General features: G+C 64.2%; 23 protein-coding genes and 1 pseudogene. 12 read left to right on the top strand and 12 right to left on the bottom strand.

Going from position 1 to position 20,978, the window contains the following annotated elements:
- Positions 1-32: 32 nt before the first annotated feature.
- Positions 33-284, top strand: coding sequence for a modification methylase HgiDII (locus A2J02_RS17035; RefSeq protein WP_068051442.1), 252 nt, complete (start codon positions 33-35; stop codon positions 282-284).
- Positions 285-390: 106 nt separating this feature from the next.
- Positions 391-912, top strand: coding sequence for a J-domain-containing protein (locus A2J02_RS17030; RefSeq protein WP_068051463.1), 522 nt, complete (start codon positions 391-393; stop codon positions 910-912).
- A gap of 10 nt (positions 913-922) precedes the next feature.
- On the opposite strand, the gene A2J02_RS17025 is transcribed toward A2J02_RS17030, so the two are convergent.
- A complete protein-coding gene (locus tag A2J02_RS17025) occupies positions 923-1,528 on the bottom strand; it encodes a ribulose 1,5-bisphosphate carboxylase large subunit (protein WP_068051439.1) in 606 nt (201 codons plus the stop codon).
- Positions 1,529-1,582: 54 nt separating this feature from the next.
- Here A2J02_RS17025 and A2J02_RS17020 point away from each other — a divergent pair, with 54 nt between their 5' ends.
- The 3 genes from A2J02_RS17020 to A2J02_RS17010 all read left to right on the top strand — a co-directional run bounded on the left by A2J02_RS17020 (position 1,583) and on the right by A2J02_RS17010 (position 3,996).
- Entirely contained in the window at positions 1,583-2,767 is a 1,185-nt protein-coding gene (locus tag A2J02_RS17020; protein ID WP_068051437.1) for an NAD(P)H-binding protein, read from the top strand.
- A complete protein-coding gene (locus tag A2J02_RS17015) occupies positions 2,767-3,477 on the top strand; it encodes a CPBP family intramembrane glutamic endopeptidase (RefSeq protein ID WP_068051435.1) in 711 nt (236 codons plus the stop codon). The genes A2J02_RS17020 and A2J02_RS17015 overlap by 1 nt, the downstream gene beginning before the upstream one ends.
- Positions 3,478-3,558: 81 nt before the next feature.
- A complete protein-coding gene (locus A2J02_RS17010; RefSeq protein WP_032376860.1) occupies positions 3,559-3,996 on the top strand; it encodes an Lrp/AsnC family transcriptional regulator in 438 nt (145 codons plus the stop codon).
- On the opposite strand, the gene A2J02_RS17005 is transcribed toward A2J02_RS17010, so the two are convergent.
- Positions 3,968-6,682, bottom strand: coding sequence for a molybdopterin-dependent oxidoreductase (locus A2J02_RS17005; RefSeq protein WP_068051433.1), 2,715 nt, complete (start codon positions 6,680-6,682; stop codon positions 3,968-3,970). The genes A2J02_RS17010 and A2J02_RS17005 overlap by 29 nt on opposite strands.
- Positions 6,679-7,491 (bottom strand): FAD binding domain-containing protein, encoded by an 813-nt coding sequence (locus A2J02_RS17000; RefSeq protein WP_068051431.1) that lies wholly within the window; start codon positions 7,489-7,491, stop codon positions 6,679-6,681. The genes A2J02_RS17005 and A2J02_RS17000 overlap by 4 nt, the downstream gene beginning before the upstream one ends.
- 213 nt (positions 7,492-7,704) lie before the next feature.
- Between A2J02_RS17000 and A2J02_RS16995 the strand changes: the two genes are divergently transcribed.
- Positions 7,705-9,273: a PucR family transcriptional regulator gene (locus A2J02_RS16995; RefSeq protein WP_068051428.1), complete on the top strand. Its 1,569-nt coding sequence runs from the start codon at positions 7,705-7,707 to the stop codon at positions 9,271-9,273.
- A 9-nt stretch (positions 9,274-9,282) separates the two neighbouring features.
- Positions 9,283-9,915, top strand: coding sequence for a DUF2461 domain-containing protein (locus A2J02_RS16990; protein WP_068051426.1), 633 nt, complete (start codon positions 9,283-9,285; stop codon positions 9,913-9,915).
- 10 nt (positions 9,916-9,925) lie between these two features.
- Here A2J02_RS16990 and pucL read toward each other — a convergent pair whose 3' ends face one another.
- The 4 genes from pucL to uraD (A2J02_RS16970) are packed head-to-tail and all read right to left on the bottom strand — an operon-like array spanning position 9,926 to position 13,589.
- The gene (gene pucL, locus A2J02_RS16985) at positions 9,926-10,846 is read right to left on the bottom strand and encodes a factor-independent urate hydroxylase (RefSeq protein WP_068051424.1); all 921 of its coding nucleotides are present in this window, start codon (positions 10,844-10,846) and stop codon (positions 9,926-9,928) included.
- A gap of 1 nt (position 10,847) precedes the next feature.
- On the bottom strand, positions 10,848-11,174 hold the full coding sequence (uraH, locus tag A2J02_RS16980) for a hydroxyisourate hydrolase (RefSeq protein ID WP_032376865.1): 327 nt from the start codon (positions 11,172-11,174) through the stop codon (positions 10,848-10,850).
- Positions 11,171-11,674: a 2-oxo-4-hydroxy-4-carboxy-5-ureidoimidazoline decarboxylase gene (gene uraD / locus A2J02_RS16975; RefSeq protein WP_082898764.1), complete on the bottom strand. Its 504-nt coding sequence runs from the start codon at positions 11,672-11,674 to the stop codon at positions 11,171-11,173. Before uraD (A2J02_RS16975) ends, uraH begins: the two co-directional genes overlap by 4 nt.
- 10 nt (positions 11,675-11,684) lie before the next feature.
- Positions 11,685-13,589, bottom strand: a complete 1,905-nt coding sequence (uraD, locus tag A2J02_RS16970; RefSeq protein ID WP_068051422.1) for a 2-oxo-4-hydroxy-4-carboxy-5-ureidoimidazoline decarboxylase — start codon at positions 13,587-13,589, stop codon at positions 11,685-11,687.
- Between the two features lie 175 nt (positions 13,590-13,764).
- Here uraD (A2J02_RS16970) and A2J02_RS16965 point away from each other — a divergent pair, with 175 nt between their 5' ends.
- Positions 13,765-14,301 (top strand): nucleotidyltransferase family protein, encoded by a 537-nt coding sequence (locus A2J02_RS16965; protein ID WP_068051459.1) that lies wholly within the window; start codon positions 13,765-13,767, stop codon positions 14,299-14,301.
- 39 nt (positions 14,302-14,340) lie between these two features.
- Here the strand turns inward: A2J02_RS16965 and A2J02_RS16960 are convergent, their stop codons facing one another.
- Entirely contained in the window at positions 14,341-14,901 is a 561-nt protein-coding gene (locus A2J02_RS16960; protein ID WP_068051421.1) for an alpha/beta fold hydrolase, read from the bottom strand.
- A 168-nt stretch (positions 14,902-15,069) separates the two neighbouring features.
- On the opposite strand from A2J02_RS16960, the gene A2J02_RS16955 reads away from it, so the two are divergent.
- The 4 genes from A2J02_RS16955 (at position 15,070) to A2J02_RS16940 (ending at position 17,607) form a co-directional block, all read left to right on the top strand.
- On the top strand, positions 15,070-15,471 hold the full coding sequence (locus A2J02_RS16955) for a VOC family protein (RefSeq protein WP_068051419.1): 402 nt from the start codon (positions 15,070-15,072) through the stop codon (positions 15,469-15,471).
- A 29-nt stretch (positions 15,472-15,500) separates the two neighbouring features.
- Positions 15,501-16,118, top strand: coding sequence for a class I SAM-dependent DNA methyltransferase (locus tag A2J02_RS16950; protein ID WP_068051457.1), 618 nt, complete (start codon positions 15,501-15,503; stop codon positions 16,116-16,118).
- A 27-nt stretch (positions 16,119-16,145) separates the two neighbouring features.
- The gene (locus A2J02_RS16945) at positions 16,146-16,973 is read left to right on the top strand and encodes a hypothetical protein (RefSeq protein WP_068051417.1); all 828 of its coding nucleotides are present in this window, start codon (positions 16,146-16,148) and stop codon (positions 16,971-16,973) included.
- 70 nt (positions 16,974-17,043) lie between these two features.
- On the top strand, positions 17,044-17,607 hold the full coding sequence (locus A2J02_RS16940; RefSeq protein WP_068051414.1) for an AAA family ATPase: 564 nt from the start codon (positions 17,044-17,046) through the stop codon (positions 17,605-17,607).
- A 6-nt stretch (positions 17,608-17,613) separates the two neighbouring features.
- On the opposite strand, the gene A2J02_RS16935 is transcribed toward A2J02_RS16940, so the two are convergent.
- The 4 genes and pseudogenes from A2J02_RS16935 to A2J02_RS28315 form a co-directional block, all read right to left on the bottom strand.
- Positions 17,614-18,300: a haloacid dehalogenase type II gene (locus tag A2J02_RS16935; RefSeq protein ID WP_068051412.1), complete on the bottom strand. Its 687-nt coding sequence runs from the start codon at positions 18,298-18,300 to the stop codon at positions 17,614-17,616.
- Positions 18,297-18,716, bottom strand: a complete 420-nt coding sequence (locus tag A2J02_RS16930) for a DUF1707 SHOCT-like domain-containing protein (protein WP_068051410.1) — start codon at positions 18,714-18,716, stop codon at positions 18,297-18,299. Before A2J02_RS16930 ends, A2J02_RS16935 begins: the two co-directional genes overlap by 4 nt.
- A 7-nt stretch (positions 18,717-18,723) precedes the next feature.
- Positions 18,724-20,523 carry an acetyl/propionyl/methylcrotonyl-CoA carboxylase subunit alpha gene (locus tag A2J02_RS16925; RefSeq protein ID WP_068051408.1) on the bottom strand — a complete coding sequence of 600 codons (1,800 nt, stop codon included), beginning with the start codon at positions 20,521-20,523 and terminating at the stop codon, positions 18,724-18,726.
- A gap of 128 nt (positions 20,524-20,651) precedes the next feature.
- Positions 20,652-20,978, bottom strand: a pseudogene (locus A2J02_RS28315) (condensation domain-containing protein); the annotation flags it as partial.

Raw genomic sequence — 20,978 nt, 5'->3', positions numbered from 1 at the left:
GTCGATTCGAGCGATTCGGGTACACCGCCCCCATGACCGACGACCAAGAGATCATGCAGAAGATTTCCGCGAAACTCGACGCTCTGCTCGGCAGCAAGACCAACGGCCTGCAGAATGAGGTGCCTCCGGGCGCGAGCATCCAGTCCGACGAGGACGATGCCGAGCACGGGCCACTCGGCCGCGACTACCACCTGGCGAGCAAATACGCGCAGGCTCTCGCCATCAACGAGCCCCAGGTCATCGACCGCGAGGAATTCGATCGACTGGTCGCCGAGTACGGCTGACCAGCACCGCTGCGCGACACCGGCCCCGGCCCGCCTACGTGGGTCGGGGCTTCGTCGTGTTCGCAGCCGTGGCGTGGAGCCCGGCACCGGATCTACAGTCGACGGGGTGACCGAACGCAAGAAACCAGGAGTCACGTTCGAGTCCTGGGTGGACAAGCAGATTCGCGAGGCGCAGGACAACGGTGCGTTCGAGGGCCTGGAGGGCACCGGCAAGCCGATCCCGGTCGGCGATCCCGGCGACGAGCTGTGGTGGGTGCGGGGCTACCTGAAACGGGAGAACCTGCCCGCCGACGCCTTGCTGCCCACTGCATTGCAGCTGCGCAAGGAGATCGAGCGGCTGCCGTCGACATTGATCGGCATTCGGCGCGAGGATTCGGCACGAGAGGTGTTGGACGAGTTGAACGCTCGCATCGTCGACTGGATTCGGTTCCCGACGCCGCCGATCGTGCCGCTCGGCCCGGTGGACGTCGAGAACTGGATGGAGAGCTGGCGGATCAACCGCGCCGAGGTCGACCGACTGGCCCGCGAGCATGCGGCGCAGTCGCCCGCGACACCCACGAATGCGGCGGTTTCGGAGGCATCGTCCTGGTGGACGCGACTACGTACGAGGCTCGCCCGGGGGCGTTGAGCCCGAGCGCCTAGTTCTCTTCGTCTCGTAGCTCCTCGTTGAGCTTGTCCTCACCGCGATTGCGGAAGAACTTGAATCCCGGAATGCCGATGACCGCGCGCCGAACGTCCTTGGTGACTCCGAGGAGTTCGTGAATCTCGGGGGACACCGTGTCGAGGGTGGCGAGAATGGGAAGCAGCGCTTCCATGTGATCGAGGAGTCCGGGGAGCTGATCGACCATCGCGATCGCGGCGTCGACTTCCTCCTCGGACAGGTTGTCGACGAACTTGCGGGCCATGGGCTCGGACTTCTTGGCGATGGGATCGAACAACTCGATCAGCTCCAGCGCGGTGTGTGAGGCGACCGACGCCGACGCGACCACCTCGTCCGCGGCCCCGGTTGTCCGCTGCACGCTGGCGACCACGGCGTCGGCGGAGTCGATCACGTGATCGATACGTGTCATCAACATCTCAATGCGCGTCAGCAGTGCTTCGATTCGGCCGGGCAGGGTAAGCGCGAAAGCGGTCGTGGTGAGCATCCAGCCCGCACCGGCCCGAGCGACCGCGACTCCTCGCCGGAGCACAGTTTCGGTACCGAGGGGATCGGGGAGCACCACACCTGCCAAGACCAGAGCCATAGGAGCGACAATGCCACACCGACACAACGCCCCGAGTGCCGTTAGCCTCGAAGCATGAGAGCTCTCGTCACCGGTGCCAGCGGGTACATCGGGTCGCGGTTGGTGGCAGCTCTGCTGGCCGACGAGTTCGAGGTCGTCGTCGGCTCCCGAACGCCGGACAACCTGCGGACCTTCGACTTCTTCGACTCCGTCACCGCAGTCTCGCTCGATGTCACCGACGAGCAGTCCTGCGCTGCCGCGTTCGCGCAGTCCGGCGACATCGACGTGGCCTATTACCTCGTGCATGCCATCGGCGAGTCCGATTACCGCGCGCAGGACCGGCGGTCTGCCGAGCAGTTCGCCGCGGCGGCGGCGCGGGCGGGAGTACGCCGAATCGTCTACCTCGGTGGTTTCGTACCCGATGACGACCAGCTGTCGGAGCACCTCGCGAGCCGGGCGGACGTCGGCGAGGCTCTGACGGTGGACGGCGTCGAGCTGGTCTGGCTCAGAGCGGCCATCGTCCTGGGTGCAGGTTCGACGTCGTACGAGATGTTGCGCTACCTCGCCGACCGCTTGCCGGTGCTGCCGCTGCCGAGTTGGCTCGCCGAGCCCGTGCAGCCCATTGCCGTGGACGACGTTCTGCACTATCTGCTCGCAAGCGCCGACACCGATGCAGTCCCAGCGGGTTCCTACGACATCGGTGGGCCGGATGTGGTGCCGTATCGAGATCTGGTGTTCGCGTACGTCGAAGCTGCCGGCCTCCAGCGCATCGGCGTTCCGGTGCCGCTGGTGCCGACCTCGCTCGCAGGCAAGGTCATCGGAAAGATCATTCCGGTTCCCGCGGGACTCGCCGAAGATCTCGTCGGGTCGCTGCACAACACGATGACGACGTCGGAGAGTCGGATTCGTGAACTCGTGCCGGACCCTCCCCGAGGTCTCACCACGATTGCCGACGCCATGGCCCGTAGTGTGCGGGGAATGGTCGGTGACCCTCCCGGTGTGTGTGCGCTGAAGGATCCGCTTCGGCTCGCGCGCACCGACGCGGCCTGGAGCGGCGGTGACGCTCTGGGGATCAGACGTCGCGGTGTCGCGGCATCCTCGGACCGCACCTGGGGGTTGATCGAAGCCCTCGGCGGGCGTCGACTGCTGTACGCCAAGCCCGTCGCGGCAGCGGTACGCACCAATCTCGACGTGATAGCCGACGTGAATCGACGCGCGAGGTCGGCCGTACGCCGACTGACCGATACCGAGGAGGCGTGATGGGAACGTGGTCCACGACCGCGCTCAACGTGATGAAGTCCGCTCTGGTCGATCCGGTCGAGCGCGATCACCGACAGTCCGACGCAGCGTTTCGCAAGCGCCGAATCGTCGTGATGATCACCTTGGTGATCGGCGCGACGGTGCTGTACTTCTCGCTCAAGACGGAGCCGGGTGACCCGACGTTCTATGCGCTGACGCTGGTGCTTGCCGCAGTCTGGACGATCGGTGGATTTGCGTCCGGACCACTGCACCTGGGCCGTATCCAGGTCGGCGGGTCGATCAGACGGCCGATCGTCACCCCCATCCTGATCGGACTCGCCGTGGGCGGAGTCTTCTTGCTCGGCGGACTCGTGGTTCGGCAGATTCCGCCGCTGGCCGACTTCACCGAGAACGTGCTCGCACACGCCCGGGTGGGGTCACTGGTTCTGATCGTCTTCATCGCGCTGCTCAACGGCGTCGCCGAGGAGATCTTCTTCCGGGGAGCCCTGTACTCGGCCATCGGGGTCAAGCATCCGGTCATCATCTCCACCGTCATCTACGCGATTGCCACCCTCGCATCCGGCAATCCGATGCTGGGCTTCGCGGCTGTCCTGCTCGGTTACGTGATGGGTCTGCAGAGGCGTGCGTCCGGTGGCATCCTGGCTCCGATTCTCACGCACGTCAGTTGGTCGGCGGTCATGGTCCTCGCCCTACCCCCTCTGTTCCTGTGAAAAAGAGGCACAAGCACCGATTCGACCAGCAGAAACGGATGTGGCCGCTGATTCGTCTCGGATCTGGGCTACATTGCGCAGGTGAGTGAAAATCTCGATCGCGTCGATCGCTTGATCATCGACGAGCTTGTCTCCGACGGACGCGCTACTTTGGCGACGTTGGCGGAAAAGGCTTCCCTGTCCGTCTCGGCCGTTCAATCGAGGGTTCGACGGCTCGAGTCCAGGCGCGTCATCCGTGGATACACGGCCCAGGTCGATCCGGAGGCCCTCGGCCGTCCGCTGTCGGCATTCGTTGCCATCACTCCGATCGATCCGGCCCAACCGGACGATGCCCCCGCCAGGTTGAAGCATCTGTCGGCCATCGAGTCGTGTCACTCGGTTGCCGGTGAGGAAAGCTACGTTCTGCTGGTGCGAGTCGAATCGCCGAGGGCGCTCGAACGCTTGCTGCAGGAGATCCGGGCAACCGCCAACGTGCAGACGCGCAGCACGATCATTCTGCAGACGTTCTACGACCGCTGACCGCCCGCCAGACGCGGTCCGACGACATGGGTAGGTCGTACAGTCGGGCACCGACGGCGTCGCGAATGGCGTTGGCCAGAGCCGGTGCCACGGGGTTGTACGGAGACTCGCTCATCGACTTCGCGCCGAACGGGCCCAGCCGGTCGTAGGTGTCGGCGAACAAGACCTCCGTGCGAGGAATGTCCGCGAACTGCGGAACGTGGTAGCTACGAATCGAATCGGTGGTGACCAGACCGGCACCGTCGGTGCGGATCTCCTCGTACAGTGCGCTACCGATCGCCTGTGCGACGCCGCCCTCGACCTGACCACGGCACTGTTGCGGGTTCATCACGGTTCCGGCGTCCGCGCTCTGCACCGACTGCAGTATTTTCACGGTGCCGGTGTCCTCGTGCACCGCCACTCGGAACGCGTGCACGTTGAACGCGAGCGAACGCGGCAGCCCGCCACTGTTGCCTGCGGTGACGAGGGTGCCTCCCGCCATCGCCAGAATGTCGTCGAGGGTGACGAAGCGATCTCCGCAGCGCACGCCCTCCGGTCCGAGTGTGCAGTCCGAATTTCGGTGTCCGGTCGCGGTGGCGGCCAGATCCAGGATCCGAGCCGACATCGCGCGAACCGCCGCGTAGAGGGCCTTGCCTGCCACCACGGTGCCCGCCGAACCGAATGCGCCCGTGTCGTAGGTGACCGAGTCGGTGTCGGATTGATCGACTCCGATGCGGTCGACGGACGTGCCCAGTTCGCTCGCCGCGATCTGAGTGTGGACGGTGGTGGTTCCGTTGCCGAATTCCGCAGTCCCGACGCGTATCTCGTACCGCCCCTCGGGTAGCAGTGCCACCGAGGTCTCGGCGCGGTGGCCGCGCGGGGGAATGGTCGCGATCATGGCCACCGCCATTCCTTCGCCCACCTTCCAGCCCGCCGGTGCGTGCTCGCCGTTGCCTCGTCGCAGAGCGGCTTCGGCAAGGTCGATGCACTGATCGAGGCCGTAGCTGCCGAACTGCAGGTCGTCTTCCTCGTGGTGGGCGGCGACGATGTCGTCGCCGGGGACGATCACGTTGCGTCTGCGAAACTCGAACGGATCGACGTCGATCTCTCGCGCCAGATCGTCCATCGCCGATTCGATCGCGAACATCACCTGTCCCAAACCGTAGCCTCGGAAAGCTCCGGACGGGATGTTGTTGGTGTACACGGTCTTTGCGTCGACCCGTTTGTTGGCGCACCGGTAGATCGCCACCGACTCGCCGCAGCCGTGGAACATCACACCGGCACTGTGGTTCCCGTAGGCACCGGCGTCGGTGAGAACGTCGATCGACAGGGCGGTCAGCGTGCCGTCGGCGCTCGCGGCGGCCGTGACATCGACGCGGAATGGATGACGGCACGGTGCCACGGTGAACTCGTCCGTGCGCGTGAACTCGAACTGCACCGGTCGACCGGTACGCAGTACCGCCAGCGCCACCACGTCCTCGGTGAGCAACTCCTGCTTGCCGCCGAATCCGCCGCCGACGCGCGCGGTGAACACGCGAACACGATCGCGTGCCAAACCGAAGATCTCGCAGATCTCGTCGCGCACCAGAAACGGAACCTGAGTGCTGGTGCGTAGATTCAGTTTTCCGGTCTCGTCCAACCAACCGATGGTGCCGTGGGTTTCCAGGTGCACGTGCTGAATCCGCTGCGTGGTCCAGCGGCCGGTGACCACCGCCGCCGCGTCGCGAACGGCAGCGTCGACGTCCCCGGTACTGCCGTGCAGCTCGGCCACCAGATTGCGAGACGGATCCGCGATTCGCGCCGTCGCGTCCTTGTCGCCGTGGATCTTCGGCGCATCGGGTGCGAGCGAGGACTCCGGATCGAACACTGCAGGCAGCACGTCGTACTCGACGACAAGTGCGCGGCACCCTTCTTCGGCCGCTGCCACCGATTCTGCGACCACGATCGCCACTCGCTGGCCGATGAAGCGCACGACGGTATCGAGAACATGGGTGTCGTCCGGATCGTCGACGCGGCGGTCGTGGCGGGCCGTCGAGAATGCCGTCGCCGGACTGTCTTTCGCAGTCAGAATCAGGTGCACCCCCGGCACCTGCTCTGCCGCGGTGGTATCGACGGAGACGATCCGGGCATGCGCGTGTGGACTTCCGAGAACACTGGCGTGCAGCAACCCGGCAGGGGTGTGGTCGAGTGTGTAGGGCTCGGTTCCGGTGACGATGCGCGTGCTGGCGGGTGCCGCGAGCGACCGTCCACACGCCGGACCGTCGACGGACTTCTCGGTGTTGACCACCCCGCAGACGGCGTCGGACACGGCGCGATACCCGGTGCAGCGACACAGGTTTCCCTTCAGCCGTTCGGGAAGCTCGTCCAGATCTTCCTCGGTCAGCGTCGAGGCGGTGACGACCATTCCCGCAGTGCAGAATCCGCATTGGAAACCGGCGGCTTCGACGAATCGGCTCTGCATCGGGTGGAGGTCGTCCGGTGAGCCGAGTCCCGCGACGGTGGTGACGGACCGGTCGGCGGCACGAAACGCGGGGAAGATGCACGAGTGCACCGGTTCGCCGTCGACGAGCACCGAGCATGCGCCGCAGTCGCCTGCGTCGCACCCTTTCTTCACCTCGAAGTGGTCGTGTTCACGGAGCAGGGTGCGCAGGCACTGACCGGGCCGTGGAGTGACATCGGTCGGCACACCGTTGATGTCTACGATCATGACAACTCCTCGCGAATCTGCTGCGCTGCAGTGCAACTGATGTGTCGACGCCAGTCCGGAGCCCCGTGGGGGTCGTCGTACCAGTGCTGGGGACCGATGGTGGCGGCGAGCGCGTCGTCGAGTTCGCCCGCCGTCGGCAGGCCCGGGAAACGCAGAACGAACGGACGGACGGTCGACGCGCTGACGGTCAGAACGAATTTGCCGTCGTCGTCGACCCGCCCGATCACCACGGCGGCCGATCGCCCGAGCGGTGACAGTGCGAGCTTGCGCATCGCCGTTCTGGACTGGAGCGCGTGCAGCGGGATATCGATGCTGCGCAGCACGTCTCCCGGTCGAAGGGCGTTTTCGTGCGGGCCCGTGACCAGATCCGCGATCGCGATGCGGTAGTCGTGATCGGACCCATCGGCCGACCACACCTGCCCGACACCGTCGAGAGCGGCGGTCAACGAGATCATCGCTCCGGCAGGCAGGGCCAGCGCGATGTTGCCGCCGACGGTGGCGGTCTTCCAGATCTTGAACGAGGCCAACAATGCTGCTGCGCAGCGGGGAAACAATGCGGTGGCCGGCCAAGGAGAGGAGTAGCGCGCCAAGGTCTCGATGGTGCAGGTGGCAGCGATCTCGAGCCCGGTCTCGGTGACGGTCAACGGCTCCCAGCCCAAGGCGGTGACATCGACGAGGGTGGCCAGGTGGTCCTGCTTCTCGGAGAACAGCCAGGTACCGCCGGCAAGGACAGCGGTGTCCGTGCGTCCGGGCGGAAGGTCCGCGCGGGAGCCGGGAAGCAGAATGTCGTCGACAGTGCCGAGATCCATGGCCTTCGTTCACCTCGTTCTCGCCGGCAGATCCACCACCCCGACAGATCCAACACCCGATGTGTCCCTTCGAACTGTAGTGAGTATCTGTTACCGATCTTCGGTCGTTCGGCGATACGCCCGAAACTCGCACGAAACAACCCACACATACTGTTTTTCCTACGAGCTCAGCTGTTTCGAGCACGCTCAGCGAGGGCCGGGGGAGGAACAGCAGTGCAGGTCAAGGACTTGCTCGACGCCACGCAGCTCGGCATTCGATTGCTCACCTCCGATACCGACGCCCTCGGCCGCACGCTGCGTTGGACCTACACGAGCGAGCTGCCCGATCCGTCGCGCTACATCGCGGGCGGCGAGCTGGTCATCACCGGTCTCGTATGGCATCGAACGCCCGCGGACAGTGAGATGTTCGTCAGGGCCGTCGCCGAATCGGGGGCTTCGGCACTGGCCGCCGGTGAAGGGTTGCTCGGCCACGTTCCACCCGACCTGATCGACGCATGCGAGCGGCACGGACTACCCCTGCTCGCGGTACCCGAGACCGTCTCGTTCGGCGAGGTGACGGAGTTTCTCGTCGGCCGTGTCACCGGAGATCGCATAGCCTCGCTGAACACCTCGCTCGTCCGGCAACGCCAGCTGCTCACCGCGATCGCAGACGGCAGAGCGCTCGACGAGTTGGCGCTGCACACCTCCAGGGAAACCGGGATGGCGTGTCTGATCTTCACGGCGACCGGACGGCGGCTGGTGGCCGAGGTCTCGGCGTTCTCCGATGCCGACGTCGATACTCTGACGCACGCTGCGCTGTCCTCCGAAAGGCTGCCCACGACAACCACTCTCAGTGACGGAGGTGTGTACAGCATCTTCGGTGTCGGGCCTGCGCTCGCGCAGCGGACCACCCGATGGTTCCTCGCGGTGGCGGGAGACATGGCGACGTTCCCACCTGCCATCGCCGATGCGTTCGGCCAGCTCGCGGCCATCGCCGCGCTCGATCGTGCTCGACGCGAGGAGGGGCGACTGGTCCGACGCGAAATCGCCGACCAGGCAGTGGCGTTGATCGAGGCCGACAGCACCAGACCCGAAGCCCTGACGCGGCTGCGTCAGGCAGGCGTCGACCCGGACCGCTCGCTGGTCGTCGTCAGAGTCGTTCACAGCGGACGGATCGACCTGCGCGAGATGCTGCGTACGGTTCTCAGCGACACACTCACCTCCTTCGGTGGAGGATGCGTCGGGTGCAGCACGCACGGCGACATCGTCGCTGTCGTGAACACCGACGATCCTGATTTCACACAGACACTGCGAACCCGATTGACTCGCTTGGGCTCCGGCATCGGGCACAGCCGTCTGCTCGTGGGGGTCAGCTCCGAGGCAACCGGCATCACCATCGACGGCGCGCTGCGATCGGCCCGGCACGCACTCGAAGTCAGCAGACAAGGGTCAAGCCCGGTGACCGTCACCGCGGGTGCGCAACTGACCTCGGCGGTGTCGATGCTCTCGGCTCTGCCGGACGACGTGCGTCGGTCGTTCGTCGAACACGTACTCGCTCCACTGCTCGACTACGACCGGCGCACCGATGCCGGACTCACCGACACCCTCCGCGAATTCCTGGCGACCGGTGGATCGTGGAACCGGACGGCCGAGTCGTTGCACGTCCACCTCAACACCGTGCGGTACCGAATCAAGCGAGTGGAGGAGTTGCTGGGCCGGGATCTGAATTCCACCTCGGACCGGCTCGATGTCTACCTCGCGCTTCAATCCATCCCTCCTTCGTCGGCCACCGGGGCCGCATAGGATCGAGGAATGACTGGCTTCACCGGAATACCCTTCGCTGCCCTGGACTTCTACGAGGACCTCGAAGCCGACAACAGCAAGCTCTGGTGGAGCGAGCACAAGGAGGTCTACGACAACGCGGTCAAGGGGCCCATGACGGCGTTGCTCGCGACCCTCGAACCGGAATTCGGCAGCGCCAAGGTGTTTCGCCCCTACCGCGATGTCCGTTTCTCGAAGGACAAGACCCCGTACAAGACCCATCAGGGTGGATTCGTCGCTCGTGGGGACAGTCTGGGCTTCTACGTCCAGATCGACCCCGCGGGCTTGTTCGTCGCAGGTGGCTTCTACAACTCCTCGACCGAGGGTGTTGCCCGCTACCGCCGCACCGTCGACGACGACGTCCGCGGTGCCGAGCTCGAGCGAATTCTGGCGACGCTGACCAAAGCCGGATACGAGATCGGCGGCGACAAGCTCAAGACCAAGCCCCGGGGATACGAGCTGGACCACCCGCGCATCGACCTGTTGCGCCACAAGTCACTCACCGCGGGTAAGCATTTCGGCTCACCCGCGTGGCTGGAGACACCCAAGGCCGCCACGAAGGTGCGCGATGCCTGGCGAGCTCTGACCCCGTTGGTGGAGTGGACTGCGGCGCTGCACACGTGAGCTCAGGGCTCTATCCGACGACAGAGTATGTTCGCCAGGCACTTCCGGCGTCCGGGGCATCCTCGCGCTCGACGGTTGCCTGAATCAGACCGTACGGCCGATCGTCCGCGTTGAACACCTCGAGATTGTTCTCGATGCCGAACCTGCCCAGGTCGTAGACGAAGTGATGCTTGTTCGGCGCAGACATCGTGATCTCTGCGATGAACGGATATTTCTCCAGCACCGCCTCGCCCATGGCGTACAGAGTCTGCTGGAGGGCCAGCGACTGCAGATTGGCGAACCGCTCGACCATCGCCGCCTTCACACCCGCGTACACGGCGTCCCACTCGACGTCGGTGGTGGTGTATCGCCATTGCGCGGTCAGCGATGTCGCCATCACCCGGTCGGTGGTGGGTTCGAGAATCGTCAGGTCATCTTCGAGGAATCCGTGGAATTCCGAGCCCGTGGACTTGAGAATCACCATCTCCTTGAAGCCGCTGATCACCCACGTCTGCTGCGCGTCGCCCTTGCCCTCGACGGTCACCGCCGACGTGCGGATCTCCTCACCCTTGCGGGTCCACGTGTGATCGTGCTCGACGCCGTCGATCACCGCGCGAGCCCAGGCGTACTCCTCGAGTTCGATGCGGGCCCCTTCGACGGGTTCCACATCGTCGACGAAGTGCCGAGCGAGATCGAGGCCGTAGCTCTCCAGATGCAGCAACCCCTTGGTCTTCGCGTACGCGTACGCGGTCTGCTTCTGGGTGTCGGTGGGAAGCACGTTGGACTGATCTCCCACCAGATGCGCGGGCGAGAAGTCGCCGCGCAGGGCGCTCGACACGTTGATGTCGTGGATCTCGTGCCGGGGAGAGTCGCGATAGATCCGCACCACGCGGTTCTCCGCCTTGCCGTACTGATTGGATCCGAGGACGATCTTTCCGGTCAGGTCGGTCATGTCAGCTCCCGCGATAGGTCGAATAAGCAAAGGGGGACAACAGCAATGGGACGTGATAGTGGGCATCGGGATCGGTGACGGTGAACGAGATCGACACCTCGGGATAGAAGCTCGGTGTCGATGTCGCCTCGAAATAATCGCCGGTGTCGAACGAAAGGCGATACACGCCCGGATCGATCGGCCCCGGCACTACCTCGCCGATTCGGCCGTCGCCATCGGTGGTGGCGGTGGAGATCTCGCCCTTCTCGGGATGGAACAACCGCACCCGCATCCCCACCGCAGGTGTCCCCGAGGTGGCGTCGAGGACGTGGGTCGACAGCCCCGTCACTGCTCTGGTCCCAGCATGCGCCCGAGGCGAATTCGGTTGATCTTGGCCAGTTCCACGCGGAGCACCCGTCTTTCGGTTTCGGCATCGTTGTCGAGCCTCTCCTCGAGGATAGCGAGCAGGTCATCCGCGGACCTGCCCGTGGCGCACACCAGATACACATGGCCGAACTTGTCCTCGTACACACGGTTTCCTGCCGCCAACTTCTCGCGTACCTCGGTACCCGCCGTCGTCACCGCGGCCTGCTCACGTTTCGAGGACGGGTTGTCGGCCTTGCCGCCGATGCGTGGATGACCGTCGAGTGCATGGTCGATCTCGGCCTCGGGTAGTTCGGCAAGTACTCGATCCGCCCTGTCCAACAGCAGATCTCGACTGTCGAAGGGGCGACCCTGGGCGACGCGACGGGCCCAGATCGACGATGCGCAGCACTCGTAGAGTGCATGCATCGCTTGCCGATCACTGAGCCGATTGAACCCGTCGAGCCCTATCCATTCGTGCAGCACATCTCGCTCGCTATCTGAAGTCGTTGATGCGACCGAACCGCGCGGCCGCGATCGGGTTGGCGTCGGCCACGAGGTCGTCGAACCGGTAGTTCGCGATCTTGGCGATCTCGATCATCGCGAACGACCGCTCCGCCGACGGTGCGTTCTCGACGCGTGACCACCCGTTGGCCAGAACTCGATCGTAACGCTCCGTCTCCCGTGCACAGATCACCAGAGGGAAGCCGAAGTGTTCGCGGTATTCGGCGGCGAGTTGGACGATGTTGTCGTGCTCGTCCTCCTCCAGGTTGGACAAGCCGACGTGGTCCGCTGCGTTGAGGGTGCCGGTGGCGTCCTCGCTACCGAGATCGGGATAGCTGTTGATCAGCTCGATCTGTTCCTCGGTGGTGCCGGCCAACAATGCCTCCTGGAACGCCTCGCGCAACCCGTGCGCATCGGCGAAAGGCCGCTGCTGGTACGCGCGTTCGACCACCCACGGAGTGCCCTGCACCAAGCCGCCGAACGTGGCAGCGAAGTCCTCGGCGGACATCTCGTTGACCGTGTCGAGGGTGATGCCCTTACCCGGACCACCGGCGACGGCCTGCCCGCGATTGCCGATGTGGAAGAACAAGACGTTGAGCACGATTGCCGAGACCGCACCGAGAACGATGCCACTGCCGAACAACATTTCCAGCCAATCGGGCACACCCCCGGACACCGTCGGTTGAATGGTCACGAGCATCGCGAGACCGAGACTTGTGGCGACGATGATCAGGTTGCGGTGATCGGTGAAGTCCACCTTCGACAGAGTCTGGATTCCGACCACGGCGACGGTCGCGAACAGGGCGAGCGCGGCTCCGCCGAGCACCGGCGGCGGGATCGATGCCACGACGGCTGCCGTCTTGGGCAGCAGACCCAGCAGAATCATGATGCCGCCTGCCGTGGCCACCACCCAACGGCTGCGCACACCGGTCAGGCGCACCAGGCCGACGTTCTCCGAGAAGGCCGTGTACGGGAACGAGTTGAACGTGCCGCCGATGACGGTGGCCACGCCGTCCGCGCGCAGTGTCGCTGCGATGTCGTCCTTCTTGATGCGCTTGCCGACGATCTCACCCGTCGCGTACACACTGCCGGTGGTTTCGACGGCGATGATGAGCATGACCACGATCATCGAAATGATCGCGACGACACTGAATTTGGGCACGCCGAACAGGAAGGGCTGTGTGAAACCGACCCACGACGCCTCCGAGGTGCCGTCGAAGTTCATGTCTCCCAGAGCGAACGCCACGGCGCTACCGATCACCAGGCCCAGAAGCACAGCGATGGTCGCCATGAAACCCTTGAAGAATCGTTGGATCAGCACGATGATCAGCAGGGTGCCGATCGCGTATGCCATCCACCGTCCGTTGGACGGATCCTGTTCGTGGGTAGCAGGATTGGTCACAGCGTCGTTGACCGCCACCGGCAGCAACGCCACACCGATGATCGTGATGACGGTACCGGTGACCACCGGTGGGAAGAATCGCAGCAGCCTACTGAAGTACGGAGCCATGAAGAACGTGACGAGACCGGCGACGATGACGGCGCCGTAGACGTACAGCAACCCCTCGGTGCCGCCGCCGTTCGCCATCGCGATCGCGATCACCGGAGAGACGCCGGCGAACGTCACGCCCTGCAGGAGCGGCAGGCGGACACCGATCTTCCAGAATCCGACCGATTGGATGATCGATGCGATGCCGCAGGTGAACAGATCTGCGTTGATCAGGTGGATCAACTGTTCGTTGGTCAGTCCGATCGCGCTGCCGATGATGATCGGCACCAAGACGGCGCCTGCATAGAACGCGACGACATGTTGGAACCCGTAAGCAGCAAGTTTCGGAACGGGGAGCACTTCGTCGACAGGATGGACACGTTTGCGTGTGGTGGGCTTGACGGACATGGGTGGGCACCTCGCGGAAGCAACAGGGCAGGATTCCTGCGACGCTGCAGGAGAAGTGCACTAAGAATCAGTCATCACGCCTATCCTCGCTAGTCGAGCGAGCACAAACTTCGGGACGTACTCGACGTGGACGTTGTGCGAACATCCAAGACTTCACCCGAGAGTGAAAGGAACGATCGTGTCGGACCTTGCCGTCGGAGTGGTACTGGCCGCCGGTGCCGGAACGCGATACGGATCGCCCAAAGTGCTCGCCCACGACGGGCTGTGGCTCAGGACTGCGGTGCAGGCATTGCGCGACGGCGGCTGTGATCGCGTGGTCGTGGTGCTGGGAGCGGCGGATGCGCCCGTGCCCGACGGTGTGATCGCTGTTTATGCACCCCAGTGGGAACAGGGAATGAGCGCGTCGTTCGAGGCCGGTCTGACCGCAGCGTCGGACGCGGACTACGCGGTGGTGCATGTGGTCGATACGCCGGACGTCGGACCCGAGGTGGTGCAAGCAGTACTCGCTGCAGCGCGGGAAACCGGTCTCGCAAGAGCCGTGTTCGACGGCCGTCCCGGACATCCGGTTGTCCTGGCGCGACGACACGTCGACGCAGCCGTGGCATCGGCCTCGGGAGACGCCGGTGCACGCGACTTCCTGCGGGGAAGAGACGACGTGATCGCCGTCGAATGTTCGCAATGGGCAACGGGAATCGACCACGACTATCGGTGAGCGGACGCCCGGTCTGCATGTTCGGCCGAGTCGGCCTCGTCATCGACTACGAGGATCGGGGCCAGTAGAAGCGTCCCCGCGGGGACGCTCGAATCCGCGGATCTCGGCGGCAACGGCCTCGATCATGCCGTCGAATTGATGGCCACCGGTCGACAACTCGATCGCTCTCGCCGACGGGAGAGCGGTCGAGTTCGACGCCAGGTGAGAAATGGGAACCACGTCGTCGTCCCGGCAGTGGACGAGCGTCAGGTCGGTCTCGGGCTCCTGGGTGGTGAACGCGTAGTCCGTGACATCCCACCCATGCGGAGTCCAGTCCGGCATCGCCAACAGAGTGGCTCTCAGGGGTCGCTCCCGGCGATGTTCTGCCAAGACCCTGACGAGGATCGATGCGCCGAAGGAATGCGCAATGACCGCATCATCCGATCCGAGCCGGTCCAGGTGCTGCCGAACCGGCGCGGCCCAGTCCTCGAAACCCATGGCAGTGTCGGACAGTTCGGGCATGCACAGATCGAGGTGCAAAGCCTGTGCAAGTCCGTTGGCCAGCGGTGCGTCGTCGAAAAATCCGCCGGCACCGTGAACGAACAGAAGTCGACCGACCATAGTGGGTTCCTCTCCTCGGCAATGCTGTCACCGAAGAAGACCGAATCGCGGCCGTGAATTCACCGGTTGACTCGGATTCGGGGTCCGTGCGAGCATCGTCCTCAGCGTCGCGTGTCGATGACGGACTGCGTCAGGCATGGAGGCGTCGTACTGCCCAGGAGGCAGCGCATGTCCATTTCGTTCGATCACACCATCATCGTTGCAAAGAACAGTGCCGCATCGGCCGAATTCTTTTGCACCCTGTTCGCTTTACCCGAGGCCCCGTCATGGGGGCCGTTCGTCAACGTACAGCTCACCGACGGCACTCTCGTTCAATTCGCCGAGCCCCCCTTCGATGATATTCAGTTCCAGCACTACGCATTTCGGGTGAGCGACGATCTGTTCGACGCGGCCTACGCGAGGCTGGTCGACCAGGGCGTCGAACACTGGGCCGACCCCCGGATGACCGAACCCGGCACCGTCAACACCGACCACGGGGGCCGCGGAGTGTATTTCCGCGACCCGACCGGGCACTTCTTCGAGATGCTGACGCACTCGTACCTGCCGACACCGGGTGAGCCGGTACCGTAGCCACTGTGGCCGAGCAACAGCATGTTTCGATGACGAGGGCCGCCTACGACACCGTTGCCGAGAGCTACGCCGAACTTGTTCGCGACGAACTCGACGGCCGACATCTCGAGCACGGATTGTTGGCGACGTTCGCAGCCCGGGTGCCGAGTGGGCACGTTCTGGAGGTGGGGTGTGGTTCCGGCCGTATCACCGAGCAGCTGCACCGCCTCGGCCTCGACGTAGCGGGGATGGATCTGTCGCCCAATATGATCGAGGTCGCTCGGCGCGAACATCCGCACCTGCGATTCGATGTCGGGTCGATGGAGGCGTTGGACGCGGGTGACAGCTCTCTGGCGGGGATCGTTGCCTGGTACTCGATCATCCACACGCCTCCGCACCAATTGTCGAAGATCTTTGCCGAATTGCATCGGGTGCTGATGCCGGAAGGTCTGCTGCTGTTGGCATTTCAAGCAGGCAACGAGCGGGTGCGACTCGAGCAGGCGTACGGACACTCGGTCTCGTACGACGCATACCGACTCGACCCCGACATGGTCGCAGGCATGCTCGTCGAGGCGAACTTCGAGGTGGACGTCCGCGTGCATCGAGCTCCGATGGGATACGAGTCGACATCGCAGGCATTTCTGTTGGCCCGCGAACGAACATCGTGATGTTTCGAGACCGGTAGGAGTTGCCCGATGCATGCACCCCGTCCACGCGTTCTCTTCGTCACCGACCTGGCGTATCTGTCGAAGGGCCGACGCTACTGCGACGAAGACATCTTTCTGTCGTCGCAGCTCCGCGAGTGGTTCGACATTGCGCTCTGTCACCCGCTCGACGCGCTTGCGCTGATGGACGGCTTCGATGTGGTCGTCATCCGGAACTCCGGGCCTGTGCTGGGGTACCAGGATGCTTTCGACATGTTTGCTCGCCATGCGCGCGAGAACGGCGCGAAGGTTTTCACCCAGCTGACCGGCAAAGGCGACCAGAGAGGCAAGCAGTACCTGGTCGATCTTTTCGCAGATGGTTTTCCGGTCATACCTACCGTCGACGACCCGCGGAACGTCTCGCGCTTACCCGAGGTGAATACCTATGTGGTGAAACCGAAATGGGGTGCCGACTCGATCGGCATGCGTCATTCCGGGCGCGCCGAATTATCGCAAGTAGAGCCGGGCAGCCTGATTCAGCCGCGAATCGATTTCGTGTACGAAGTGTCGTTCTACTTCATCGGCCACACAGTTCGATACGCCTTGTACGCTCCTGACCCCGACCGACGTTGGGACCTGGAGCCGTACTCGACTACTGCTCAGGACCGAGAGTTCGCGCAACGATTCGTCGATTGGAACGACATCGACCACGGAATCACTCGGGTGGACGCATGCCGCACCGTCGACGGAACGCTGCTGTTGGTCGAGCTCGAAGACCTGAACCCGTACCTCTCACTCGACCGGCTGACCGAGTCGGCGCGTCGAGAGTTCGTGAACCACATGGCGGAGGCGATCGTAGCGCTGTGTGCCCAGCCGTAGAGGGCGATATCAGTCGGGCACAGCACGCTGGACGCAGCATCGGTGCTCGCGATTCGGTAGCGTCGTCTCCGTGATTCTCGGACCGAACGATGCAGTGTTCTGTCGCTCGAGGATCGTCGTTGCTGGGACGTCCGGTTCCGGGAAAACGACGCTGTCTGCCCGTCTCGGATCGATTCTGGGAATCGAACACATCGAGATCGACAGCTTGTTCCACGGCCCGAATTGGACGCCGCGTGCGACGTTCGAGTCCGAGGTGGAGGAGTTCATCGCGCGCCCGTCGTGGGTCACCGAGTGGCAGTACAACATCGTTCGAGACCGTCTCGCCGATCGAGCCGATTTGTTTCTGTGGCTGGACCTACCGCGCCGAACAGTCATGCGGCAGGTGATGGTTCGGACGCTACGGCGCAGGCTCGGTAGGCGCGAGCTGTGGAACGGCAACATCGAACCCCCACTGCACCGCATCCTCTTCGACCGCGACCACATCGTTCGATGGGCATGGAACACCTACCGGTCGACTACCGAGCGAGTGCAGCAACTGAGTGTGCGCCGCCCGGAGCTGACGATTGTTCGCTTCCGTTCGCACCGGGACGTGGACGCGTGGATTGCGCACCAGCTGATTCCTGTGACCCGATAGCTGTTGTCAGCAGCCCAATTGCGTTGCGAGAGAATCGATCGAGTCGACGCTGTGATTCCAGTCGGATTCCGCGGCGAGGTCGGTGGTCTGACGCGGCCCGTGTTCGAGGGGACGAGCGACGAATGCCGTTGCGAAGCCGCAGTCGGCAGCGGCAGCGAGATCACTGTTGTGTGCGGCGACCATCATGCACTCGCTCGGCTCGAGACCCAGAATGTCCGCGGTGCGTAGATAGGCGTCGGGCATGGGCTTGTACGCACGCACCGGTTCTGCTCCGAGGATTGCGTCCCATGGCAGTCCGGCATTCTTGGCCATATCGAGCAGCAGCGAGATGTTGCCGTTGGAGAGCGGCGCGATGATGAACTCGGTGCGTAGTCGGGTGAGCCCAGAAACCGAATCCGGCCACGGATCCAATCGATGCCACGCGTGATTCAAGGATGCGACATCACTGTCGTCTAGCTGAACATCGAACTCCGACAACACGACTCGAAGTGACTCGAGATGAAGTACATCGAGCCGGGTGAACGGGCGGTTGCCCGACCGAACCTGTTCCATCGCCGGCTGATACAGGCTGCGCCAGCGGTCGGCGAACGCATGACTGTCGATGTCGGGACCACACAGCGACTCGACCTCGCGGGCCACGCTGGTACGCCAATCGACCACTGTGCCGAACACATCGAACAGAAGCGCCTTCAACGATCTCTCTTCTTTTTCTTCGGACTCTTCGAGTGACCGCCCGCCGACAGCAGCGCACCCGCCAATGGGATGAGAAGGAAGAACAGCCACTTCTGATCGAAGTCGGTGAGGAAGAACAATGCCAGTGAACCGAAGATCACCAGGGGCATCACCACTGCGCGCCAATCGATTCCGGCACCGCCCTCGGTCGGTGCCGGAGATTTCCCGAGCTGGGCGGGAGTGTGCGACGTCGACGCAGCGGGGAGATCGACGAAGACTTTGTCGATCTCCCCACGCGTCGTCGCCGAAGCAACGACGGCGCTGCGCTCGTCGAATTCGGGCACGGTCAGCCGACCCTCACTGAAGTGCAGACTCAGTGCCTCGAGGGCCTTCTCTCGATCAGCCGTACCGATTCGGATCTCCGGAAGCTCGGACATCGCTACGTCATTTGATCTCTGCGAGGACGGTGCCTTGGGTGATGGCGTCGCCTGCGGTGACGGTCAGGCCGGTGATGGTGCCTGCTTTGTGGGCGTTGACGGGGTTTTCCATTTTCATTGCTTCGAGGACGGCGATGAGGTCACCGGCGTCGACGGTTTGGCCTTCGTCGACGGCGACTTTGACCACGGTGCCCTGCATGGGTGCGGTGACCGCGTCTCCGGATGCGGCACCGGCTCCCGCACCACCACGGGTACGAGCTTTGGGCTTGCGGCGTACCGCGCCGGCGGGCCCGCCGCCGTTACCGCCGCTGAGGGACAGTTCCCCGGGCAACGAGACCTCGACGCGGCGGCCACCGACCTCGACGACGACGGACTGCCGCGGCAGGACGTCGTCGTCGTCGTCGATGGGTTGTCCGGCGGTGAACGGGGGAGCCTGGTTGTCCCATTCGGTTTCGATCCAGCGGGTGTGGACGTCGAAGGAGTCGCCGTCGCCGATGAACGCCGGATCGGAGACCACCGCGGCGTGGAACGGAATCACCGTCGCAAGTCCTTGGACGTCGAATTCGGCGAGTGCTCGACGTGAACGGGCGAGGGCTTCCTCGCGGGTCGCGCCGGTGACGATGAGCTTGGCGAGCATCGAGTCGAACTGTCCACCGATCACCGAGCCGGATTCGACACCGGAATCGACGCGCACACCGGGTCCCGACGGCGCACGGAAGGTGGTGACCGGTCCGGGGGCGGGTAGGAAGCCGCGTCCGGCGTCTTCGCCGTTGATCCGGAACTCGAACGAATGCCCCCGGGGTTCGGGGTCGTCGGTGATGGACAGTTCTTCACCGTTGGCGATCTTGAACTGCTGCAGCACCAGGTCGATGCCGGAGGTTTCCTCGGTGACGGGATGCTCGACCTGCAGGCGGGTGTTCACTTCCAGGAACGACACGAGGCCGTCTTGTCCGACGAGGTATTCGACGGTGCCGGCACCGTAGTAGCCGGCTTCGAGGCAGATGGCTTTGGCGGAGGAGTGGATTTCTTTGCGTTGGGCGTCGGTGAGGAACGGGGCGGGTGCTTCCTCGACGAGTTTCTGGAAGCGGCGTTGCAGGGAGCAGTCGCGGGTGCCGGCGACGATGACGTTGCCGTGTTGGTCGGCGATGACCTGCGCTTCGACGTGGCGGGGCTTGTCGAGGTAGCGCTCGACGAAGCATTCTCCGCGCCCGAACGCGGCGACTGCTTCGCGGGTGGCCGAATCGAACAGTTCGGGGATTTCCTCGCGGGTGCGGGCGACTTTCATGCCGCGTCCGCCGCCACCGAACGCGGCTTTGATCGCGATCGGTAGGCCGTGTTCGTCGACGAAGGCGAGGATTTCGTCGGCGTCCTTGACCGGTTCGGAGGTGCCGGGGACCGAGGGTGCTTTGGCGCGGGCGGCGATGTGGCGGGCGGTGACCTTGTCGCCGAGGTCGCGGATGGACTGCGGGGACGGTCCGATCCAGATCAGGCCGGCATCGATGACGGCTTGGGCGAAGTCGGCGTTCTCGGAGAGGAATCCGTAGCCGGGGTGGATGGCGTCGGCCCCGGACTTGGCGGCGGCGTCGATGATCTTGTCGATCACCAGGTACGACTCCGCGGAGCTCTGCCCGCCGAGCGCGAAGGCTTCGTCGGCCAGACGGACGAACGGGGCGTCGGCGTCGGGTTCGGCGTACACAGCGACACTGGCCAACCCGGCATCGGCCGCAGCCCGGATCACCCGCACCGCGATCTCACCACGATTGGCGACAAGAACCTTGGTGATCTGAGCACTGGCATGGCTGGGCACTGAGCCTCCTACGGATGTGTTTCTCGCGTGCTTCGTTACGAACGTCACGTCGGAGTCTAAGCATCGGCACTGTCATCGCTGCAATCGGTCTGCAGAGCTGCAGCTGACCGGCGGCGAGCCGCAGTGAGCTACTGATTGGTAGCGATCTGACCGGTGTCGGTATGTCCGATATCGGATCGCTCGTCGCCCGTGAGGGGGAATCGGGCGGTACCCGTGTCCGCAACATCGCTCAACAACTTTCGGAAGGCACCGACGTATTCGTGAACCCGCGCGGTCGCCTGCTCGGTGTTGGGATAGCGAGCCGCGATGTTGATCCCCTGCGGCGTGCGGTTGATCCAGATGTACACGTCGTGCTGGTACTGCTTGCTGCGCAACGCTCGGGCGTTCCAGTCCGGCCAGTGCTCGGCGGCAGGCGCGAACCGCACATCCATGAAGGAGACGACGAAACGCGGGCG

The sequence above is a fragment of the Rhodococcus sp. EPR-147 genome, from assembly GCF_001647185.1.
In the GTDB taxonomy this organism is placed as follows: domain Bacteria; phylum Actinomycetota; class Actinomycetes; order Mycobacteriales; family Mycobacteriaceae; genus Rhodococcoides.
Note: the sequence above shows the minus strand (reverse complement) of the source record. Positions and strands in the feature narration are given on the sequence as shown.

What these genes read in the sequence shown, in the direction of transcription:
- A2J02_RS17035 (WP_068051442.1), top strand. Translation starts at nt 33, where the DNA reads ATGACCGACGACCAAGAGATCATGCAGAAGATTTCCGCGAAACTCGAC.
- A2J02_RS17025 (WP_068051439.1), bottom strand. Translation starts at nt 1,528, where the DNA reads ATGGCTCTGGTCTTGGCAGGTGTGGTGCTCCCCGATCCCCTCGGTACC.
- A2J02_RS17020 (WP_068051437.1), top strand. Translation starts at nt 1,583, where the DNA reads ATGAGAGCTCTCGTCACCGGTGCCAGCGGGTACATCGGGTCGCGGTTG.
- A2J02_RS17015 (WP_068051435.1), top strand. Translation starts at nt 2,767, where the DNA reads ATGGGAACGTGGTCCACGACCGCGCTCAACGTGATGAAGTCCGCTCTG.
- A2J02_RS17005 (WP_068051433.1), bottom strand. Translation starts at nt 6,682, where the DNA reads ATGATCGTAGACATCAACGGTGTGCCGACCGATGTCACTCCACGGCCC.
- A2J02_RS17000 (WP_068051431.1), bottom strand. Translation starts at nt 7,491, where the DNA reads ATGGATCTCGGCACTGTCGACGACATTCTGCTTCCCGGCTCCCGCGCG.
- A2J02_RS16990 (WP_068051426.1), top strand. Translation starts at nt 9,283, where the DNA reads ATGACTGGCTTCACCGGAATACCCTTCGCTGCCCTGGACTTCTACGAG.
- pucL (WP_068051424.1), bottom strand. Translation starts at nt 10,846, where the DNA reads ATGACCGACCTGACCGGAAAGATCGTCCTCGGATCCAATCAGTACGGC.
- uraD (WP_068051422.1), bottom strand. Translation starts at nt 13,589, where the DNA reads ATGTCCGTCAAGCCCACCACACGCAAACGTGTCCATCCTGTCGACGAA.
- A2J02_RS16960 (WP_068051421.1), bottom strand. Translation starts at nt 14,901, where the DNA reads ATGGTCGGTCGACTTCTGTTCGTTCACGGTGCCGGCGGATTTTTCGAC.
- A2J02_RS16955 (WP_068051419.1), top strand. Translation starts at nt 15,070, where the DNA reads ATGTCCATTTCGTTCGATCACACCATCATCGTTGCAAAGAACAGTGCC.
- A2J02_RS16950 (WP_068051457.1), top strand. Translation starts at nt 15,501, where the DNA reads ATGACGAGGGCCGCCTACGACACCGTTGCCGAGAGCTACGCCGAACTT.
- A2J02_RS16945 (WP_068051417.1), top strand. Translation starts at nt 16,146, where the DNA reads ATGCATGCACCCCGTCCACGCGTTCTCTTCGTCACCGACCTGGCGTAT.
- A2J02_RS16930 (WP_068051410.1), bottom strand. Translation starts at nt 18,716, where the DNA reads ATGTCCGAGCTTCCGGAGATCCGAATCGGTACGGCTGATCGAGAGAAG.